13 protein-coding genes are annotated in these 13523 nt (G+C 73.5%); 2 read left to right on the top strand and 11 right to left on the bottom strand.

Annotation, left to right across the window (positions count from 1 at the left end; genetic code table 11):
- Together map and ppgK are read left to right on the top strand one after the other, a co-directional pair.
- Nucleotides 1–899: type I methionyl aminopeptidase (gene map, locus NWP10_RS06645; RefSeq protein ID WP_309137706.1), on the top strand; the 899-nt coding region annotated here is incomplete at its 5' end.
- Between the two features lie 21 nt (nucleotides 900–920).
- On the top strand, nucleotides 921–1745 hold the full coding sequence (ppgK, locus tag NWP10_RS06640) for a polyphosphate--glucose phosphotransferase (RefSeq protein ID WP_017488224.1): 825 nt from the start codon (nucleotides 921–923) through the stop codon (nucleotides 1743–1745).
- Nucleotides 1746–1947: 202 nt separating this feature from the next.
- On the opposite strand, the gene nrdR is transcribed toward ppgK, so the two are convergent.
- From nrdR to NWP10_RS06585, 11 genes are all read right to left on the bottom strand, one after another.
- The gene (gene nrdR, locus NWP10_RS06635; protein WP_258300306.1) at nucleotides 1948–2439 is read right to left on the bottom strand and encodes a transcriptional regulator NrdR; all 492 of its coding nucleotides are present in this window, start codon (nucleotides 2437–2439) and stop codon (nucleotides 1948–1950) included.
- Nucleotides 2440–2482: 43 nt separating this feature from the next.
- Nucleotides 2483–6079 carry a DNA polymerase III subunit alpha gene (gene dnaE, locus NWP10_RS06630; protein ID WP_258300305.1) on the bottom strand — a complete coding sequence of 1199 codons (3597 nt, stop codon included), beginning with the start codon at nucleotides 6077–6079 and terminating at the stop codon, nucleotides 2483–2485.
- Between the two features lie 112 nt (nucleotides 6080–6191).
- Nucleotides 6192–7154: an RluA family pseudouridine synthase gene (locus NWP10_RS06625; protein WP_258300304.1), complete on the bottom strand. Its 963-nt coding sequence runs from the start codon at nucleotides 7152–7154 to the stop codon at nucleotides 6192–6194.
- Nucleotides 7155–7159: 5 nt separating this feature from the next.
- Nucleotides 7160–7630 (bottom strand): signal peptidase II, encoded by a 471-nt coding sequence (gene lspA, locus NWP10_RS06620; protein WP_309137707.1) that lies wholly within the window; start codon nucleotides 7628–7630, stop codon nucleotides 7160–7162.
- A 56-nt stretch (nucleotides 7631–7686) separates the two neighbouring features.
- A complete protein-coding gene (locus NWP10_RS06615) occupies nucleotides 7687–8352 on the bottom strand; it encodes a DivIVA domain-containing protein (protein ID WP_258300302.1) in 666 nt (221 codons plus the stop codon).
- Nucleotides 8353–8509: 157 nt separating this feature from the next.
- Nucleotides 8510–8806 (bottom strand): YggT family protein, encoded by a 297-nt coding sequence (locus NWP10_RS06610; RefSeq protein ID WP_017488917.1) that lies wholly within the window; start codon nucleotides 8804–8806, stop codon nucleotides 8510–8512.
- Between the two features lie 7 nt (nucleotides 8807–8813).
- On the bottom strand, nucleotides 8814–9455 hold the full coding sequence (locus NWP10_RS06605) for a cell division protein SepF (RefSeq protein ID WP_017488918.1): 642 nt from the start codon (nucleotides 9453–9455) through the stop codon (nucleotides 8814–8816).
- 117 nt (nucleotides 9456–9572) lie between these two features.
- The gene (locus NWP10_RS06600; RefSeq protein WP_258300301.1) at nucleotides 9573–10370 is read right to left on the bottom strand and encodes a YggS family pyridoxal phosphate-dependent enzyme; all 798 of its coding nucleotides are present in this window, start codon (nucleotides 10368–10370) and stop codon (nucleotides 9573–9575) included.
- Nucleotides 10367–11188, bottom strand: coding sequence for a polyphenol oxidase family protein (locus tag NWP10_RS06595; protein WP_258300300.1), 822 nt, complete (start codon nucleotides 11186–11188; stop codon nucleotides 10367–10369). The genes NWP10_RS06600 and NWP10_RS06595 overlap by 4 nt, the downstream gene beginning before the upstream one ends.
- A complete protein-coding gene (gene ftsZ, locus NWP10_RS06590) occupies nucleotides 11185–12429 on the bottom strand; it encodes a cell division protein FtsZ (protein WP_258300299.1) in 1245 nt (414 codons plus the stop codon). Before ftsZ ends, NWP10_RS06595 begins: the two co-directional genes overlap by 4 nt.
- A gap of 325 nt (nucleotides 12430–12754) precedes the next feature.
- On the bottom strand, nucleotides 12755–13523 hold a 769-nt coding region (locus tag NWP10_RS06585), incomplete at its 5' end, for an FtsQ-type POTRA domain-containing protein (RefSeq protein ID WP_309137705.1).

The following is a 13523-nucleotide window of genomic DNA, read 5'->3' as shown; positions in this document are numbered from 1 at the left end:
CCCGCCCCGAGGGCCCGGCCGCACCGCAGCCGGGGTCGCTGGCCCCCGTCGGGACGCTGACCCCGGGCGCGCCCTCGCCGGCCCCGCCTGTGCCGGCCGCGATCCCCCGCCCGGAGTACGTGGGCCGGGCGACCGCGGACGAGGGCAACGCCTCGGACGTCTACGACGCGGCCGGGATCGAGCGGATCCGGGCCGCGGGCCGCCTGGCCGCCCGCGCCATGGAGCACACCGCCGCCCGCATCCGCCCCGGCGTGACCACGGACGAGCTGGACCGGATCGCCCACGCCTACCTGGTCGAGCACGGCGCCTACCCCTCGTGCCTGGGCTACCGCGGCTTCCCGCGCTCCATCTGCACCTCCCTCAACGAGGTCATCTGCCACGGCATCCCGGACGGCACCGTCCTGGAGGACGGGGACATCGTCAACCTGGACATCACCGCCTACCTCGACGGCGTCCACGGCGACCACAACCGCACCTACCTCGTGGGCGACGTGGACGAGGAGTCCCGCCTGCTCGTGGAGCGTACCGAGGAGGCCCTGATGCGCGGCATCCGGGCCGTCAAGCCCGGCCGCCAGGTCAACGTGATCGGCCGCGCCATCGAGTCCTACGCCAAGCGGTTCGGCTACGGCGTGGTCCGCGACTTCATCGGCCACGGCGTGGGCGTGGAGTTCCACTCCGGGCTCGTGATCCCGCACTACGACGCGGCGCCCGCCCACGACCGCCTGCTCGTGCCCGGCATGGTGTTCACCATCGAGCCGATGCTCACCCTCGGCACGATCGACTGGGACCAGTGGGAGGACGGCTGGACCGTGGTGACCCGCGACCGTCGGCGCACCGCGCAGTTCGAGCACACGCTCGTGGTCACGGACGACGGCGCGGAGATTCTCACGCTGCCGTGACACGGCACTAAGCTGGGGGCCGTGACGACGCACACCAGCCCCGCCCCGCAGTCCCCGAAGTACCCTACGACGATCGGCATCGACGTCGGCGGCACCGGCATGAAGGGCGGCCTCGTCCGCCTCGGCTCCGGGCCGAAGTCGGGGACCCTGCGCGGGGACCGCTTCCGGATCCCGACCCCCCAGCCGGCCATGCCCGAGCCGGTGGCCGCGACGCTCGCGGCCATCACCGCCGAGCTCGACGCGCGGGACAAGGCCCCGGCGCCGACCGCGCCGCTGGGCGTGTGCTTCCCCTCGATCGTCAAGGACGGGGTCTGCCTGTCCGCGAACAACATCGACCCCTCGTGGATCGGCACGGACCTCAAGGCCGCCTTCGAGGAGCACCTGCGCCGCCCCGTCCGCGTGGTCAACGACGCCGACGCCGCGGGCCTCGCCGAGGCCCGCTACGGCGCCGGCCGCGGCGTGTCCGGGCTGGTGCTCGTGATCACCCTGGGCACCGGCATCGGTGGGGCCATGGTGCACGACGGCGTCCTCGTCCCGAACTTCGAGGTCGGCTCCCTGGAGCTCGACGGCGTGATGGCGGAGACCCGCGCCTCGGCGAAGGCCCGCGAGCGCGAGGACCTGAGCTGGGCGGAGTACGCGCAGCGCCTGCAGCGCTTCTTCTCCCACGTGGAGCGGATCTTCTCCCCCGACCTGTTCATCGTGGGCGGGGGCATCTCCAAACGCCCGGACGACTACCTGCCCCTGCTGAGCCTGCGCACCCCGATCGTCCCGGCGCAGTTGCGCAACAACGCCGGCATCGTGGGCGCCGCCCTCGCGGCGCACGACTCGCTCGCCGACGCGCGCTGAGCCCCGCCGGGCCCGGGACCGGACGGTCGACCGGAGACCGGGCGCAGACGCACCGAGGGCGGATCCGGCTTCCCCTCCGGAACCGCCCTCGGCAGTCTGTGGGGGACGTCACCAGGACGTTCCCCGACGAACACTGTAGCCGGTGATCGCCGCCGGCACCACCGCAGATCCGAGACCGCCGGCGGCGGCGCATCGTCCCAGGTCAGCGGCCGAACAGACGCGGCTGCACGGCGGGGCGGCCGCGCTCGTCCGTGCCGGCGCGCAGCTCCGCGATGGCGTCGGCGAAGTCGTCGAGGGACTCGAAGTCCCGGTACACGGACGCGAAGCGCAGGAACGCCACCTGGTCGAGCCGGCGCAGGGGGTCCAGGATCGCCAGTCCCACGTCGTGGGCGTCCACCTCGGCGTTGCCGGAGGCGCGGACCGTCTCCTCCACCTCCTGGGCGAGCATGGCGAGGTCGTCGCTCGTGACGGGCCGGCCCTGGCACGCCTTGCGGACGCCGTTGATCACCTTGGAGCGGTCGAAGGGCTCGGCCACCCCGGAGCGCTTCACCACGGTCAGCGCCGTGGTCTCCATGGTGGTGAACCGCTTCCCGCAGGACTGGCACTGGCGGCGCCGCCGGATGGCCGAGCCGTCCTCGAGCGAGCGCGAGTCCACCACGCGGGAGTCCTCGTGGCGGCAGAACGGGCAGTGCATCAGCTCTCTCCTTCTCGGCCGGGCACCCCCATGCTACGTCCGCTCAGGACAGGCAGGCCGGGCCCAGCAGGATCTTCAGGTCCCCGAAGAGCGCCGGGTTCGGGTTCACCCGGAACTGCGGGCCCAGCTGGAACTCCTGCGTGCCGCGCTGGCCCACGAGGGACAGCCGCACCTCGGAGGAGCCCTCGTGGGTGCGCAGCACGTCGGCGAGCTGGCCCACGACCTGCTCGGTGGCCTTGAACGAGGGCATCGAGATGCGCACGGGCCCGCCCGGGCCGTCCGAGAGCTCCGGGATGGTCAGCTCCATGGCCGAGAGCGAGACGGAGCCGTCGTCGCGCCGCTGCACGCGGCCCTTCACGGCGACGACGAGGTCCTCGGCCAGCATCATCGCGATCGGCGCGTAGACCTGGCCGAAGAACATCACGTCCATCGAGCCGCCGAGGTCCTCGATCTCGCAGCGCGCGTACGCGTTGCCCGAGGACTTCGCGATCCGGCGCTCCAGCGTGGTGATGAGCCCCGCGATGGTGACCTGCGAGCCGTCCGCGGGCCCGTCGTCGTCGAGGACCCGGGTGATCTGGGTGTCCGCGTGCTGGGCCAGGACCCCGTCCAAGCCCTGCAGGGGGTGGTCCGAGACGTAGAGGCCGAGCATCTCGCGCTCGTACGCGAGCTTCTCCTTCTTGGCCCACTCCGGCAGGTCCGGCACCGTGACGCCGTCCGCGGCGTCCGACTCGTCCTCCTGCGGCCCGCCGAGGGCGAACAGGTCGAACGTGAACTCGCCGTGGTCCTCCTTGCGCTTCTGCGAAACCGTGGCGTCCACGGCCTCCTCGTGCACGGCCAGCAGCGCCCGGCGGGCGTAGCCGAGGGAGTCGAAGGCGCCGGCCTTGATCATCGACTCGATGGTGCGCTTGTTGCAGACCACGAGCGGCACCTTGGCCAGGAAGTCGCCGAACCCGGTGTAGGCGCCCTTGTCCTCGCGGCCCTGGACCATGCCCTTGACCACGTTCGCGCCCACGTTGCGCACCGCGCCCATGCCGAAGCGGATGTCCCGGCCCACCGGGGTGAAGGTCAGGTGCGACTCGTTCACGTCCGGGGGCAACACGGTGATGCCCATGTGGCGGCACTCGTTGAGGTACATGGCGAGCTTGTCCTTGTCGTCGCCCACCGAGGTGAGCAGCGCCGCCATGTACTCGGCCGGGTAGTGCGCCTTGAGGTACGCCGTCCAGTAGGAGACGAGGCCGTAGGCCGCCGAGTGGGCCTTGTTGAACGCGTAGTCCGAGAACGGCAGCAGGATGTCCCACAGTGCCTTCACCGCCGCCTCGGAGTAGCCGCGGTCCAGCATGCCCTGATGGAACGCCTCGTACTGCTTGTCCAGCTCGGACTTCTTCTTCTTACCCATGGCGCGGCGCAGGATGTCCGCCTGGCCGAGCGAGTACCCGGCCACCTTCTGGGCGATCGCCATGACCTGCTCCTGGTACACGATCAGGCCGTACGTGGTGTCCAGGATCTCCCGCAGCGGCTCCTCGAGCTCCGGGTGGATCGGGGTGATCTCCTGCTGCCCGTTCTTGCGCAGCGCGTAGTTCGTGTGGGAGTTCGCGCCCATGGGGCCGGGGCGGTAGAGCGCGATGGTCGCCGAGATGTCCTCGAAGTTGTCCGGGCGCATCATCTTCAGCAGCGAGCGCATCGGGCCGCCGTCGAGCTGGAACACGCCGAGCGTGTCGCCGCGGGCCAGCAGGTCGTACGAGGCGGCGTCGTCCACGTCCAGGGTCTCGAGGTCCAACTCGACCCCCTGGTTGGCCTTCACGTTCTCGATCGCGTCCGAGATGATCGTGAGGTTGCGCAGGCCCAGGAAGTCCATCTTGATCAGGCCCAGCGACTCCGCCATCGGGTAGTCGAACTGGGTGATCACCTGGCCGTCCTGCAGGCGGCGCATGATCGGGATGACGTCGATCACCGGCTCCGAGGACATGATCACGCCGGCCGCGTGCACGCCCCACTGCCGCTTCAGCCCCTCGAGGCCCTTGGCGGTCTCGAAGACCTCCTTGGCCACCGGGTCCGTGGCGATCAGCTCGCGGAAGGGCGCGGCCTCCCCGTAGCGGGGGGCGGCCGGGTCCTCGATGTCCTTGAGCGGGATGTCCTTGGCCATCACCGCCGGCGGCAGCGCCTTCGTGAGGGACTCGCCCAGGGAGAAGGGCTGGTCCATCACGCGCGCGGAGTCCTTCAGCGCCTGCTTCGTCTTGATCGTGCCGTAGGTGACGATCATGGTGACGCGCTCGTCGCCGTACTTGCGGGTGACGTAGTCGATCACCTCGGGGCGGCGGCGATCGTCGAAGTCGACGTCGAAGTCGGGCATGGACACGCGGTCCGGGTTGAGGAAGCGCTCGAAGATCAGGCCGTGCTTGAGCGGGTCCAGGTCCGTGATGCGCAGGGCGTAGGCCACCATCGAGCCGGCGCCCGAGCCGCGGCCCGGGCCCACGCGGATCCCGTTCTCCTTGGCCCAGTTGATGAAGTCGGCCACCACGAGGAAGTAGCCGGGGAAGCCCATCGAGATGATGACGTCCAGCTCGTAGTCGGCCTGCTTGCGCACGTGGTCCGGCACGCCGTCCGGGTAGCGGTAGGCCAGGCCCGAGGCGACCTCCTTGATGAGCCAGCTGGTCTCGTCCTCGCCCTCCGGGGTGGGGAAGACGGGCATGTAGTTGGCCTTGGTGTCGAACTCGACGTCGCAGCGCTCGGCGATCAGCAGCGTGTTGTCGCAGGCCTCGGGCAGCTCGGCGAACAGCTCGCGCATCTGCCGCGGGGACTTCAGGTAGTACTCGGTGCCCGAGAACGCGAAGCGGGAGCCGCCCTGGTCGTAGCTGGGCTCGTTGAGCTTGGAGCCGGACTGCAGGGCCAGCAGGGCCTCGTGCGCCTTAGCGTCGTGCTCGTGCGTGTAGTGCAGGTCGTTCGTGGCCACGAACGGCAGGCCCAGGTCCTTGGCCAGCCGGCGCAGGTCCGTCATGACCCGGCGCTCGATGTCGAGGCCGTGGTGCATGATCTCGCAGTAGTAGTTGTCCTTCCCGAAGATGTCCCGGAACTCGGCGGCGGCCGCCACGGCCTCGTCGTACTGGCCCAGGCGCAGGCGGGTCTGGACCTCGCCGGAGGGGCAGCCGGTGGTGGCGATCAGCCCCGAGGAGTACTGGCTGAGCAGCTCGCGGTCCAGGCGCGGCCACTTCGCGTAGACCGAGTCCAGCGAGGCGATCGAGCTCATCCGGAACAGGTTGTGCATGCCGGCGGTGTTCTCGCTCAGCAGCGTCATGTGGGTGTAGGCGCCGCCGCCGGAGACGTCGTCCCCGCGCTGGTGGGGCTCGCCCCAGCGGGTCTTCTCCTTGTCCGTGCGGTGCTGGTGGCCCGGCGTGACGTAGGCCTCGAGGCCGATGATCGGCCGGATCCCCGCGGACTTGGCCTTGGACCAGAAGTCGTAGGCGCCGAACAGGTACCCGTGGTCCGTGATCGCCAGCGAGTCCATGCCGAGGCGCTCGGCCTCGGCGAAGAGGTCGTCCAGCTTCGCGGCGCCGTCGAGCATCGAATACTCGGTGTGCGTGTGGAGGTGGACGAAGCCGCCGTCCTTCATGGCGTCGGCGCGGGCGTCGGCGGACACGGTCATGCGGGCGGGACCTTTCGGCGGGGTGGACGGCGAGGCCGGACCAGCGTACTCGGCGCGCCTGGGAGCCGCGGCCCCCGCGCCCGCCGCCGGCCCGGCCCGGGACGGGGGCAGGTCAGGACCCGTCGCCGCGCAGGCGCGCCAGGGCGTGGGCCAGGTCGTCCGGGTGCTCGGAGGTCACGGAGACCGGCTCCCCCGTGACGGGATGGGGGAAGGAGAGGCGGTGGGCGTGCAGCCACTGGCGGGTCAGGCCCAGCTCGGCGGCGAGGCGGGGGTCCGCCCCATAGGTGAGGTCGCCGACGCACGGGTGGCGCAGCGCCGAGGTGTGCACGCGGATCTGGTGGGTGCGGCCCGTCTCGAGGTGGACCTCCAGCAGCGTGGCCCGGCCGAACACCTCGAGGGTCTCGTAGTGGGTGACCGAGGGGCGGCCGCCGTCGAGCACGGCGAACTTCCAGTGGTGCCCCGGGTGGCGGCCGATGGGCGCGTCCACCGTGCCGCTCAGGGGGTCCGGGATGCCCTGGACGAGGGCGTGGTAGACCTTCTCCGGCACCCGCCGGCGGAACTGGTCCTTCAGGGCGGCGTAGGCCTGCTCCGTCTTGGCCACGACCATCACGCCGGTGGTGCCGACGTCGAGCCGGTGCACGATCCCCTGCCGCTCGGGCGCGCCCGAGGTGGAGATGTCGTGCCCGAGCGCGGCGAGGGCGCCGACCACGGTGGGGCCCGCCCAGCCCGGCGAGGGGTGCGCGGCCACCCCGGTGGGCTTGTCCACGGCGATCAGGTGCTCGTCCTCGTGCAGGATCCTCAGTGCGTCCACTCGCTCAGCCCTCACTTCCAGGGGGTCGGGGTCGTCCGGGACGTCGACGGCGAGGACCTCCCCCGCCACCGCCTTCGCGGACTTGGACAGGACTCGGTCCCGGCGTCCCGTGCGGGACTCCGCGCGCACCAAGCCCCGGGAGAACCAGTCCGCCAGGGCCGACCGGGACAGGCCCAGCACCTCGGCCAGGACGGCGTCGGCCCGGCGCCCGGCCCGGTCCGGGGTCACCTCGATGCGCGCGGTGGCGCCGGGGATCGGCTCCATGCCGCTCACGCCTCGCGCGTGCCGTCGAGGCGCCGCCCGGTCATCACCAGGAACGCGATCGCCAGGATGGAGCACACGATGAACGAGTCGGCCACGTTGAACACGGCGAAGCGGGGCACGGAGATCATGTCCACCACGTGCCCCTGGCCGAACGACGGCGGCCGGAACAGCCGGTCGGTCAGGTTGCCGAGGACGCCGCCGGCGAGCCCGCCGAGGGCCAGGGCCCAGGGCAGGGAGCGCGCCCGGACGATGCCGACGACGGCGGCCACCGCGACGACCGCCTGGATGACGGTGAACACCCAGGTGTGGTCCTCGCCGATCGAGAACGCGGCGCCCGGGTTGAGGATGTAGTGCCAGCGCAGCAGGCCGGGCACCACCGTGACGGAGTCGCCCAGCTCCATGGTGGTCTCCACCCAGAGCTTGATGAGCTGGTCCAGGGCGTAGGCGAGCACGGCCACGAGCAGCGCGGCCAGCACGGCCCGGCGGCGCGCGCCCGGGCCTGCGGCCGGTGCCGGGGCCTCGACGGCGGCGCTCACGCGGGACGCTGGGCCGGCTCGACCCGCTCCTGGGAGCGGATCTCGCGCAGCTGGCCCTCGATGTACGCGGTCAGACGGCTGCGGTAGTCGGTCTCGAAGCCGCGCAGCTGCTCGACCTCGGCCTCCAGGCCGGCCTTGTCCGCGGCGAGCTCCTCCAGCGTGCGGGTCCGGGTCTCCTCGGCCTCGGCCACCAGGGCCTCGGCCCGGGCCTCGGCCTCGGAGATCAGCTCGTCGCGGCGCTGCTCGCCGGCGGCCACGTGCTCGTCGTGGACGCGCTGGGCCATCGCCAGCACGCCGGCGGCCGAGGCGCTGGCCGGGTCGGCGGAGGACGGGGTCGGCTCAACCTCGAGGCCGGGCTCGGCGTCGGCGAGCGCGGCAGGGGCGGGCGACTGCCCGGCATCGACCACGGCGGCGGCGTCCGCGTCGGCCACGGGGGCGTCCACCGCGGCGTCGGCGTCCGAGGCGGCCTCGGCGGCCGGGACGGCGCCGCCGGCGCGGAGGGCCTCATTCTCGGCCGTCAGCTGCTCGTTGAGCCCCTGGAGGCGCTTGAGCTCCCCCACGATCTCGTCGAGGAAGTCGTCCACCTCGCCCTGGTCGTATCCCTCGCGGAACTTCGTGGGCTGGAACTGCTTGTTCACCACGTCTTCCCAGGACAGCGCCATGGATCCGTCTCCCTCTTCGTCTCAGGGCCTCGGCGCGCCGGTACGGGGGTGGCGCGACGTTCGAGCGCGCCGCGCCCCGCAGGGCGTCGCGGCTCTCGAGCCGAAGACTATCACCGGGGGTCGGCGCGCTCGGGGGCGCGGAGGCCGCCGGGGAGGCTCAGAGGTTTCCGGCGAGCACCAGGACGAGCACGCGCAGCAGCACCACGCCGAGGAAGACCACGAGGAAGGCCACGTCGAGGCCGATCCCGCCGAGGTTGACGGGGGGCACGGCCCGGCGCACGGGTCGCATGAGCGGGTCGGTGACCGCGTACACGGCGCTGGCCGCCACGAGGGCGGCGCCGGTCGGCCGCCAGCGGCGGGCGAAGGACTGGGTGACGTCCAGGACGATCCGCACCGTCAGGGCCGCCAGCACGACGGTGAGGACGATGTAGACGAGGGCGAGGATCAGCTGCACGGGCGCCTCAGTCGCCGTCGTAGGGGTCGCCGGACTCCTCGGCGTCGCCCTGCTCCGCGCCCACCACGTCCACGTTGGCGGGGGTGAGCAGGAACACCTTGCTGGTGATCCGGGAGATCGAGCCGTGCAGGCCGAACACGAGGCCGGCCGCGAAGTCCACGAGGCGCTTGGCCTCGTTCTCGCCGAGCTCCGTGACGTTCATGATCACGGGCATGCCGGAGCGGAACGCCTCGCCGATCGCCTTCGCGTCGTTGTAGGAGCGGGGGTGGACGGTGGAGAGGGTGCTCACGGGGGCTCCTTCGGCCGACGACGCGGCGGCTCGCTTGATGGGGGTGACCGGGGCCCGGTAGCCCGGGTCGACCGGCTCGGGACGGGAGGGGCGCCGGAGCTCGGCCGGCTCGGCGGGCGCGGCCGCGGTGGACCCGGACGGCGCCGGGGACTCGGCGCGCTCGACGCGCTCGGGGCGCACGACGGTCGCGGAGCGCACCGGCTCCATGCTCGGGTCGGTGTCGGGCTCCGCGGCACGGCGCGCCTCGACGACGTCCCGCCGCTCGGCGGCGTCGCGCTCGGCGGCGCGCTGCTGCTCGTCGTACTCCTCGCCGTCGGCGAGGCCGAGGTAGATCATCGTCTTCTTCAGGGCACCAGCCATGGATCTTCCTTCGCCACGTCCTCGGGCCCCCACTGCCAGGGGCCGCCGTCGTTCGTCCTCGGTGCGTGTGCGTCCGCACGGTCCGGGCGCGTCCCGCGGGGACGCGCGGGGTCCAGGCTAGCCCACTGCGGGGCGGGCCCCCAGGACGTCGGATCCGACCCGCACCTGTGTCGCCCCCGCCCGGACCGCGCCCTCGAGGTCCGCGCTCATCCCCATGGACAGGGTCGAGGCGTCCGGGTGCGCGCGGCGCAGCTCCTCGCCGAGGGCGGCGAGCCGGCGGAAGGAGGCCTCGGGGTCGAGGCCGCGCGGAGCGACGCACATCAGCCCGCCCAGGCGCAGTCCGGGCAGCGCCGCGATCGCGGCGGCCAGCGCGGGGACGTCCTCGGGGGCCGCTCCGCCGCGGGGGCCGATGCCCTCCGGCCGGTCCTCGTCGGCGCGGTCGTCCACGTCCACCTGCACGAGGCACTCGAGGTCGGGGACCTCGACGCCAGGCTCCCGCTCCCGGCGCAGCACGAGCGCCCGCGAGAGGGCCTCGGCGAGCTCGGGGCGGTCCACGGACTCCACGACCGACGCGTAGCGCGCGGCGTGCTTGGCCTTGTTGGTCTGTAGCTGGCCGATGAAGTGCCAGCGGGGGGCGGCGTCGCCCAGGGCCTCGGCGACGGCGGCCGCCTTCGGCCGCGCCTCCTGGTCGCGGTTCTCCCCCACCGCGGCGACGCCCAGCCCGGCCAGGCGCACGACGTCCTCGGCCGGGTGGGTCTTGGTCACCACCACGAGCGCGGGCTCGTCGGCACGGCCGGCCTCGCGGGCGGCGCGGGCGATCCGCTCGCGCACGGCCGCCAGCCCGGCGGCGATCTCCCGCGTGCGGGTCTCGGCCGCCGCGTCGTGGGGGGTCGTGTGCTGCTCCGGGGTGCTCATGCCGCTCCTGTCGGGGTCGATGCGTCCTCGTCCGCGCGCCAGACGAGGCCGGCGAACCGCCCCTGCCCGGGGGCGCGCCGGTGGGAGAACAGGCGCTCGTCCTCCAGGGTGCAGGCCTGGACGACGGCGACGTCGGCGCCGCGCCCGCGCAGGATCGCGACGGCACCGGCCGGCAGGTCGAGGCCGGGGGTGCCCCACGCGGTGGTCGCGGCCGTGACGGGCACGCGCTCGGCCGCCTCGGCGCGCATCTGCTCGGGCACCTCGTAGCACCTCCCGCACACGCCCGGGCCGATCCAGGCCCGCAGGCCGGGGGCGTCGCGTTGGTCCGCGGGGCGCAGGGACAGGAGGCGGTCCACGGTGGCCTCGAGGACGCCGTCGAGCAGGCCGCGGCGCCCGGCGTGGGCCACCGCGGTCGCGCCGGTGGCCTCGTCCACGAGGACGACGGGCAGGCAGTCCGCGACCATCACCGCGAGGGCGCGGCCCCCGTCACGGCTCACGGCGGCGTCGGCCGTCGGCCCGGCCTCCTCGCCCCAGCCGGGGCCGTCGGCCCACACCGCGTCGGCGGAGTGCACCTGGTCCAGGTAGAGGGTCGAGCCCTCGGGCACGCCCATGGCCCGCTCGAGGCCGCGCCGGGCCTCGCCCACCGCGCGGCGGCCCGCCGCGTCCTCGTCGGCCACCACGTGCAGGCCCAGGTTGCCGGCGGCCACGCCCGACCAGGCCACGTGCACGGTCCCGCCGGCCGTGGCGACGGCCTCCCGGTGCACGAAGGGGCCGGCCGGGACCGGCACGGTCCCGACCGGCCCCTCCGCGGCCGTCACTTCAGGAAGTCCGGGACGTCCAGGTCCGAGGACCCGGCGCCGAGGTCCGGCTCCACCACGGTGGGCAGGTCCTGCTGGCGGCGCTGCTCGGCCTGCTGCGGCTGCTGCGGCGCCAGCGGCACGGTGCCGCGGACGGACTGCGGCCGGACCTGCTGCGGCTGCTCCTGCTGCGCGGGCTGCGCCTGGTGCTGCTGCGGCGCGGGCGCCTGCTGCTGCGGCTGGGCCTGCTGCGCGGGGCGCTGCGGGGCCTGCTGGAACTGCCCGGCCTGCGGCGAGGCGGGGGCGGAGGTGGCGTCGACCTTGTCGAAGCCGGCCGCGATGACGGTCACGCGGACCTCGTCGCCCAGGGCGTCGTCGATGACGGCGCCGAAGATGATGTTGGCCTCGGGGTGCGCGACCTCCTGGACCAGGCGGGCGGCCTCGTTGATCTCGAAGAGGCCGAGGTCGGAGCCGCCCTGGATGGAGAGCAGCACGCCGTAGGCGCCGTCGATGGAGGCCTCGAGCAGCGGCGAGGCGATCGCCAGCTCGGCGGCCTTGACGGCGCGGTCCTCGCCCTGGGCGTGGCCGATGCCCATGAGGGCGGAGCCGGCGCCCTGCATGACGGACTTCACGTCCGCGAAGTCGAGGTTGATCAGGCCCGGGGTGGTGATGAGGTCGGTGATGCCCTGCACGCCCGAGAGGAGCACCTGGTCCGCCTGGCGGAAGGCGTCCATGACGGACACGTTGCGGTCCGAGATGGAGAGCAAGCGGTCGTTCGGGATGACGATCAGGGTGTCGACCTCGTCGCGCAGCGCGTCGATGCCGGCCTCGGCCGAGCCTGCGCGGCGGCGGCCCTCGAACGTGAACGGACGGGTGACGACGCCGATGGTCAGCGCGCCGAGCGAGCGGGCGATGCGGGCCACGACGGGCGCGCCGCCGGTGCCGGTGCCGCCGCCCTCGCCGGCGGTGACGAAGACCATGTCCGCCCCGCGCAGGACCTCCTCGATCTCCTCGGCGTGGTCCTCGGCGGCCTGGCGGCCCACCTCGGGGTTGGCACCGGCGCCCAGGCCGCGGGTGAGCTCGCGGCCCACGTCCAGCTTCACGTCCGCGTCCGACATCAGCAGCGCCTGCGCGTCCGTGTTGATGGCGATGAACTCCACGCCGCGGAGCCCCACCTCGATCATGCGGTTCACGGCGTTGACGCCGCCGCCGCCGATGCCGACGACCTTGATGACGGCCAGGTAGTTCTGGGGTGCAGCCACGGTGTCCATTCCCTTTGCTCGGAATCCATGAGGTCAGCGCGAGGCGCCTCGCCTCGACGATCGGCGCCCGCGTCGCGCGGGCACCTTCAAGCACAGCGTGAAGCAAGCCTCGCGCGCGTTCGAGGACCACCGTAGTGGCACGGCCGGTCCGTGTGCAAAGAAAACGGCGTGTCCACGCGGAAGGATGACGGTCGACCCTAGACCTTCACGTGAGGGTTGCAGCCTGCCCCACGGGCCGGGCCCGCCTCGACACGTCCGGCGAGCGGCGGTGCAAACCTTCACCCTCACCTTCGACCTGAGGGTTTCCGCGGGTCCGTCGGCGGCCTCAGCGCGTGATCGGACGCGTCGGCACCGAGACGTCGACCTCTCGGACGCCGCCGGCGCGCGAGCCGTGCCGCTCGTCCTCCAGGAACGCGGTCGCGACCGTGCCCTTGAGCTCCGCGTCCTTGGCGTCGCCCCATACGAGGACCACCCCGTCCCGCAGCCCCAGCCGCACCTGCCCGACCCCGCCCGAGTCCACGCTCTCGACCCGCGCGGCCACCGGCGCGGGCAGGCCCGCCAGCACGGCGGCGACCTCCTCGCGATCCCGGCGCGGACCGGCGGCCAGCTCCTCGGAGAACTCCGGCAGCGACTCCTCCTCGACCCGCTCCACCGGGACTCCGGCCAGCACGGTGCCGTCGTCCAGGAGAAGGTCGACGCCGGCCTCCCCGTCCCGGCGGGCGCGCGCCTCGTGCTCCCGGACGGCCGCCTCCACGCGGGTCGGCGGGTGGGCGACGACGCGGACCTCGGCCACGCCGGGAAGGTCTCCGACCAGCTCGCGCACGGCCGAGGAGCCCACCCGCGGCAGCGGCACCCCGTGCAGGGGCGCCAGGCGCTCCTGCACGGCCTCGGCGGAGACGTGCCGGGTGCCGGTCACGTCCACCTCGTCCACGGCGAGCACCGGCGAGAAGAGCAGGACCCACGCCAGCGCACCCAGCAGGGCGGCGACGGCGCCCGCGACCGCCCATCGCACGGCCCGCCGCCGGCGCACGCTGCGCCCCGGGAACGGGACCACGGTGGAGCCGGCGGGCGGCTGGGCGGGACCGGCGGGGCGG

The organism is Micrococcus sp. HG099 (assembly GCF_024723355.1).
Classification (GTDB): Bacteria; Actinomycetota; Actinomycetes; order Actinomycetales; family Micrococcaceae; genus Micrococcus; species Micrococcus endophyticus.
Note: the sequence above shows the minus strand (reverse complement) of the source record. Positions and strands in the feature narration are given on the sequence as shown.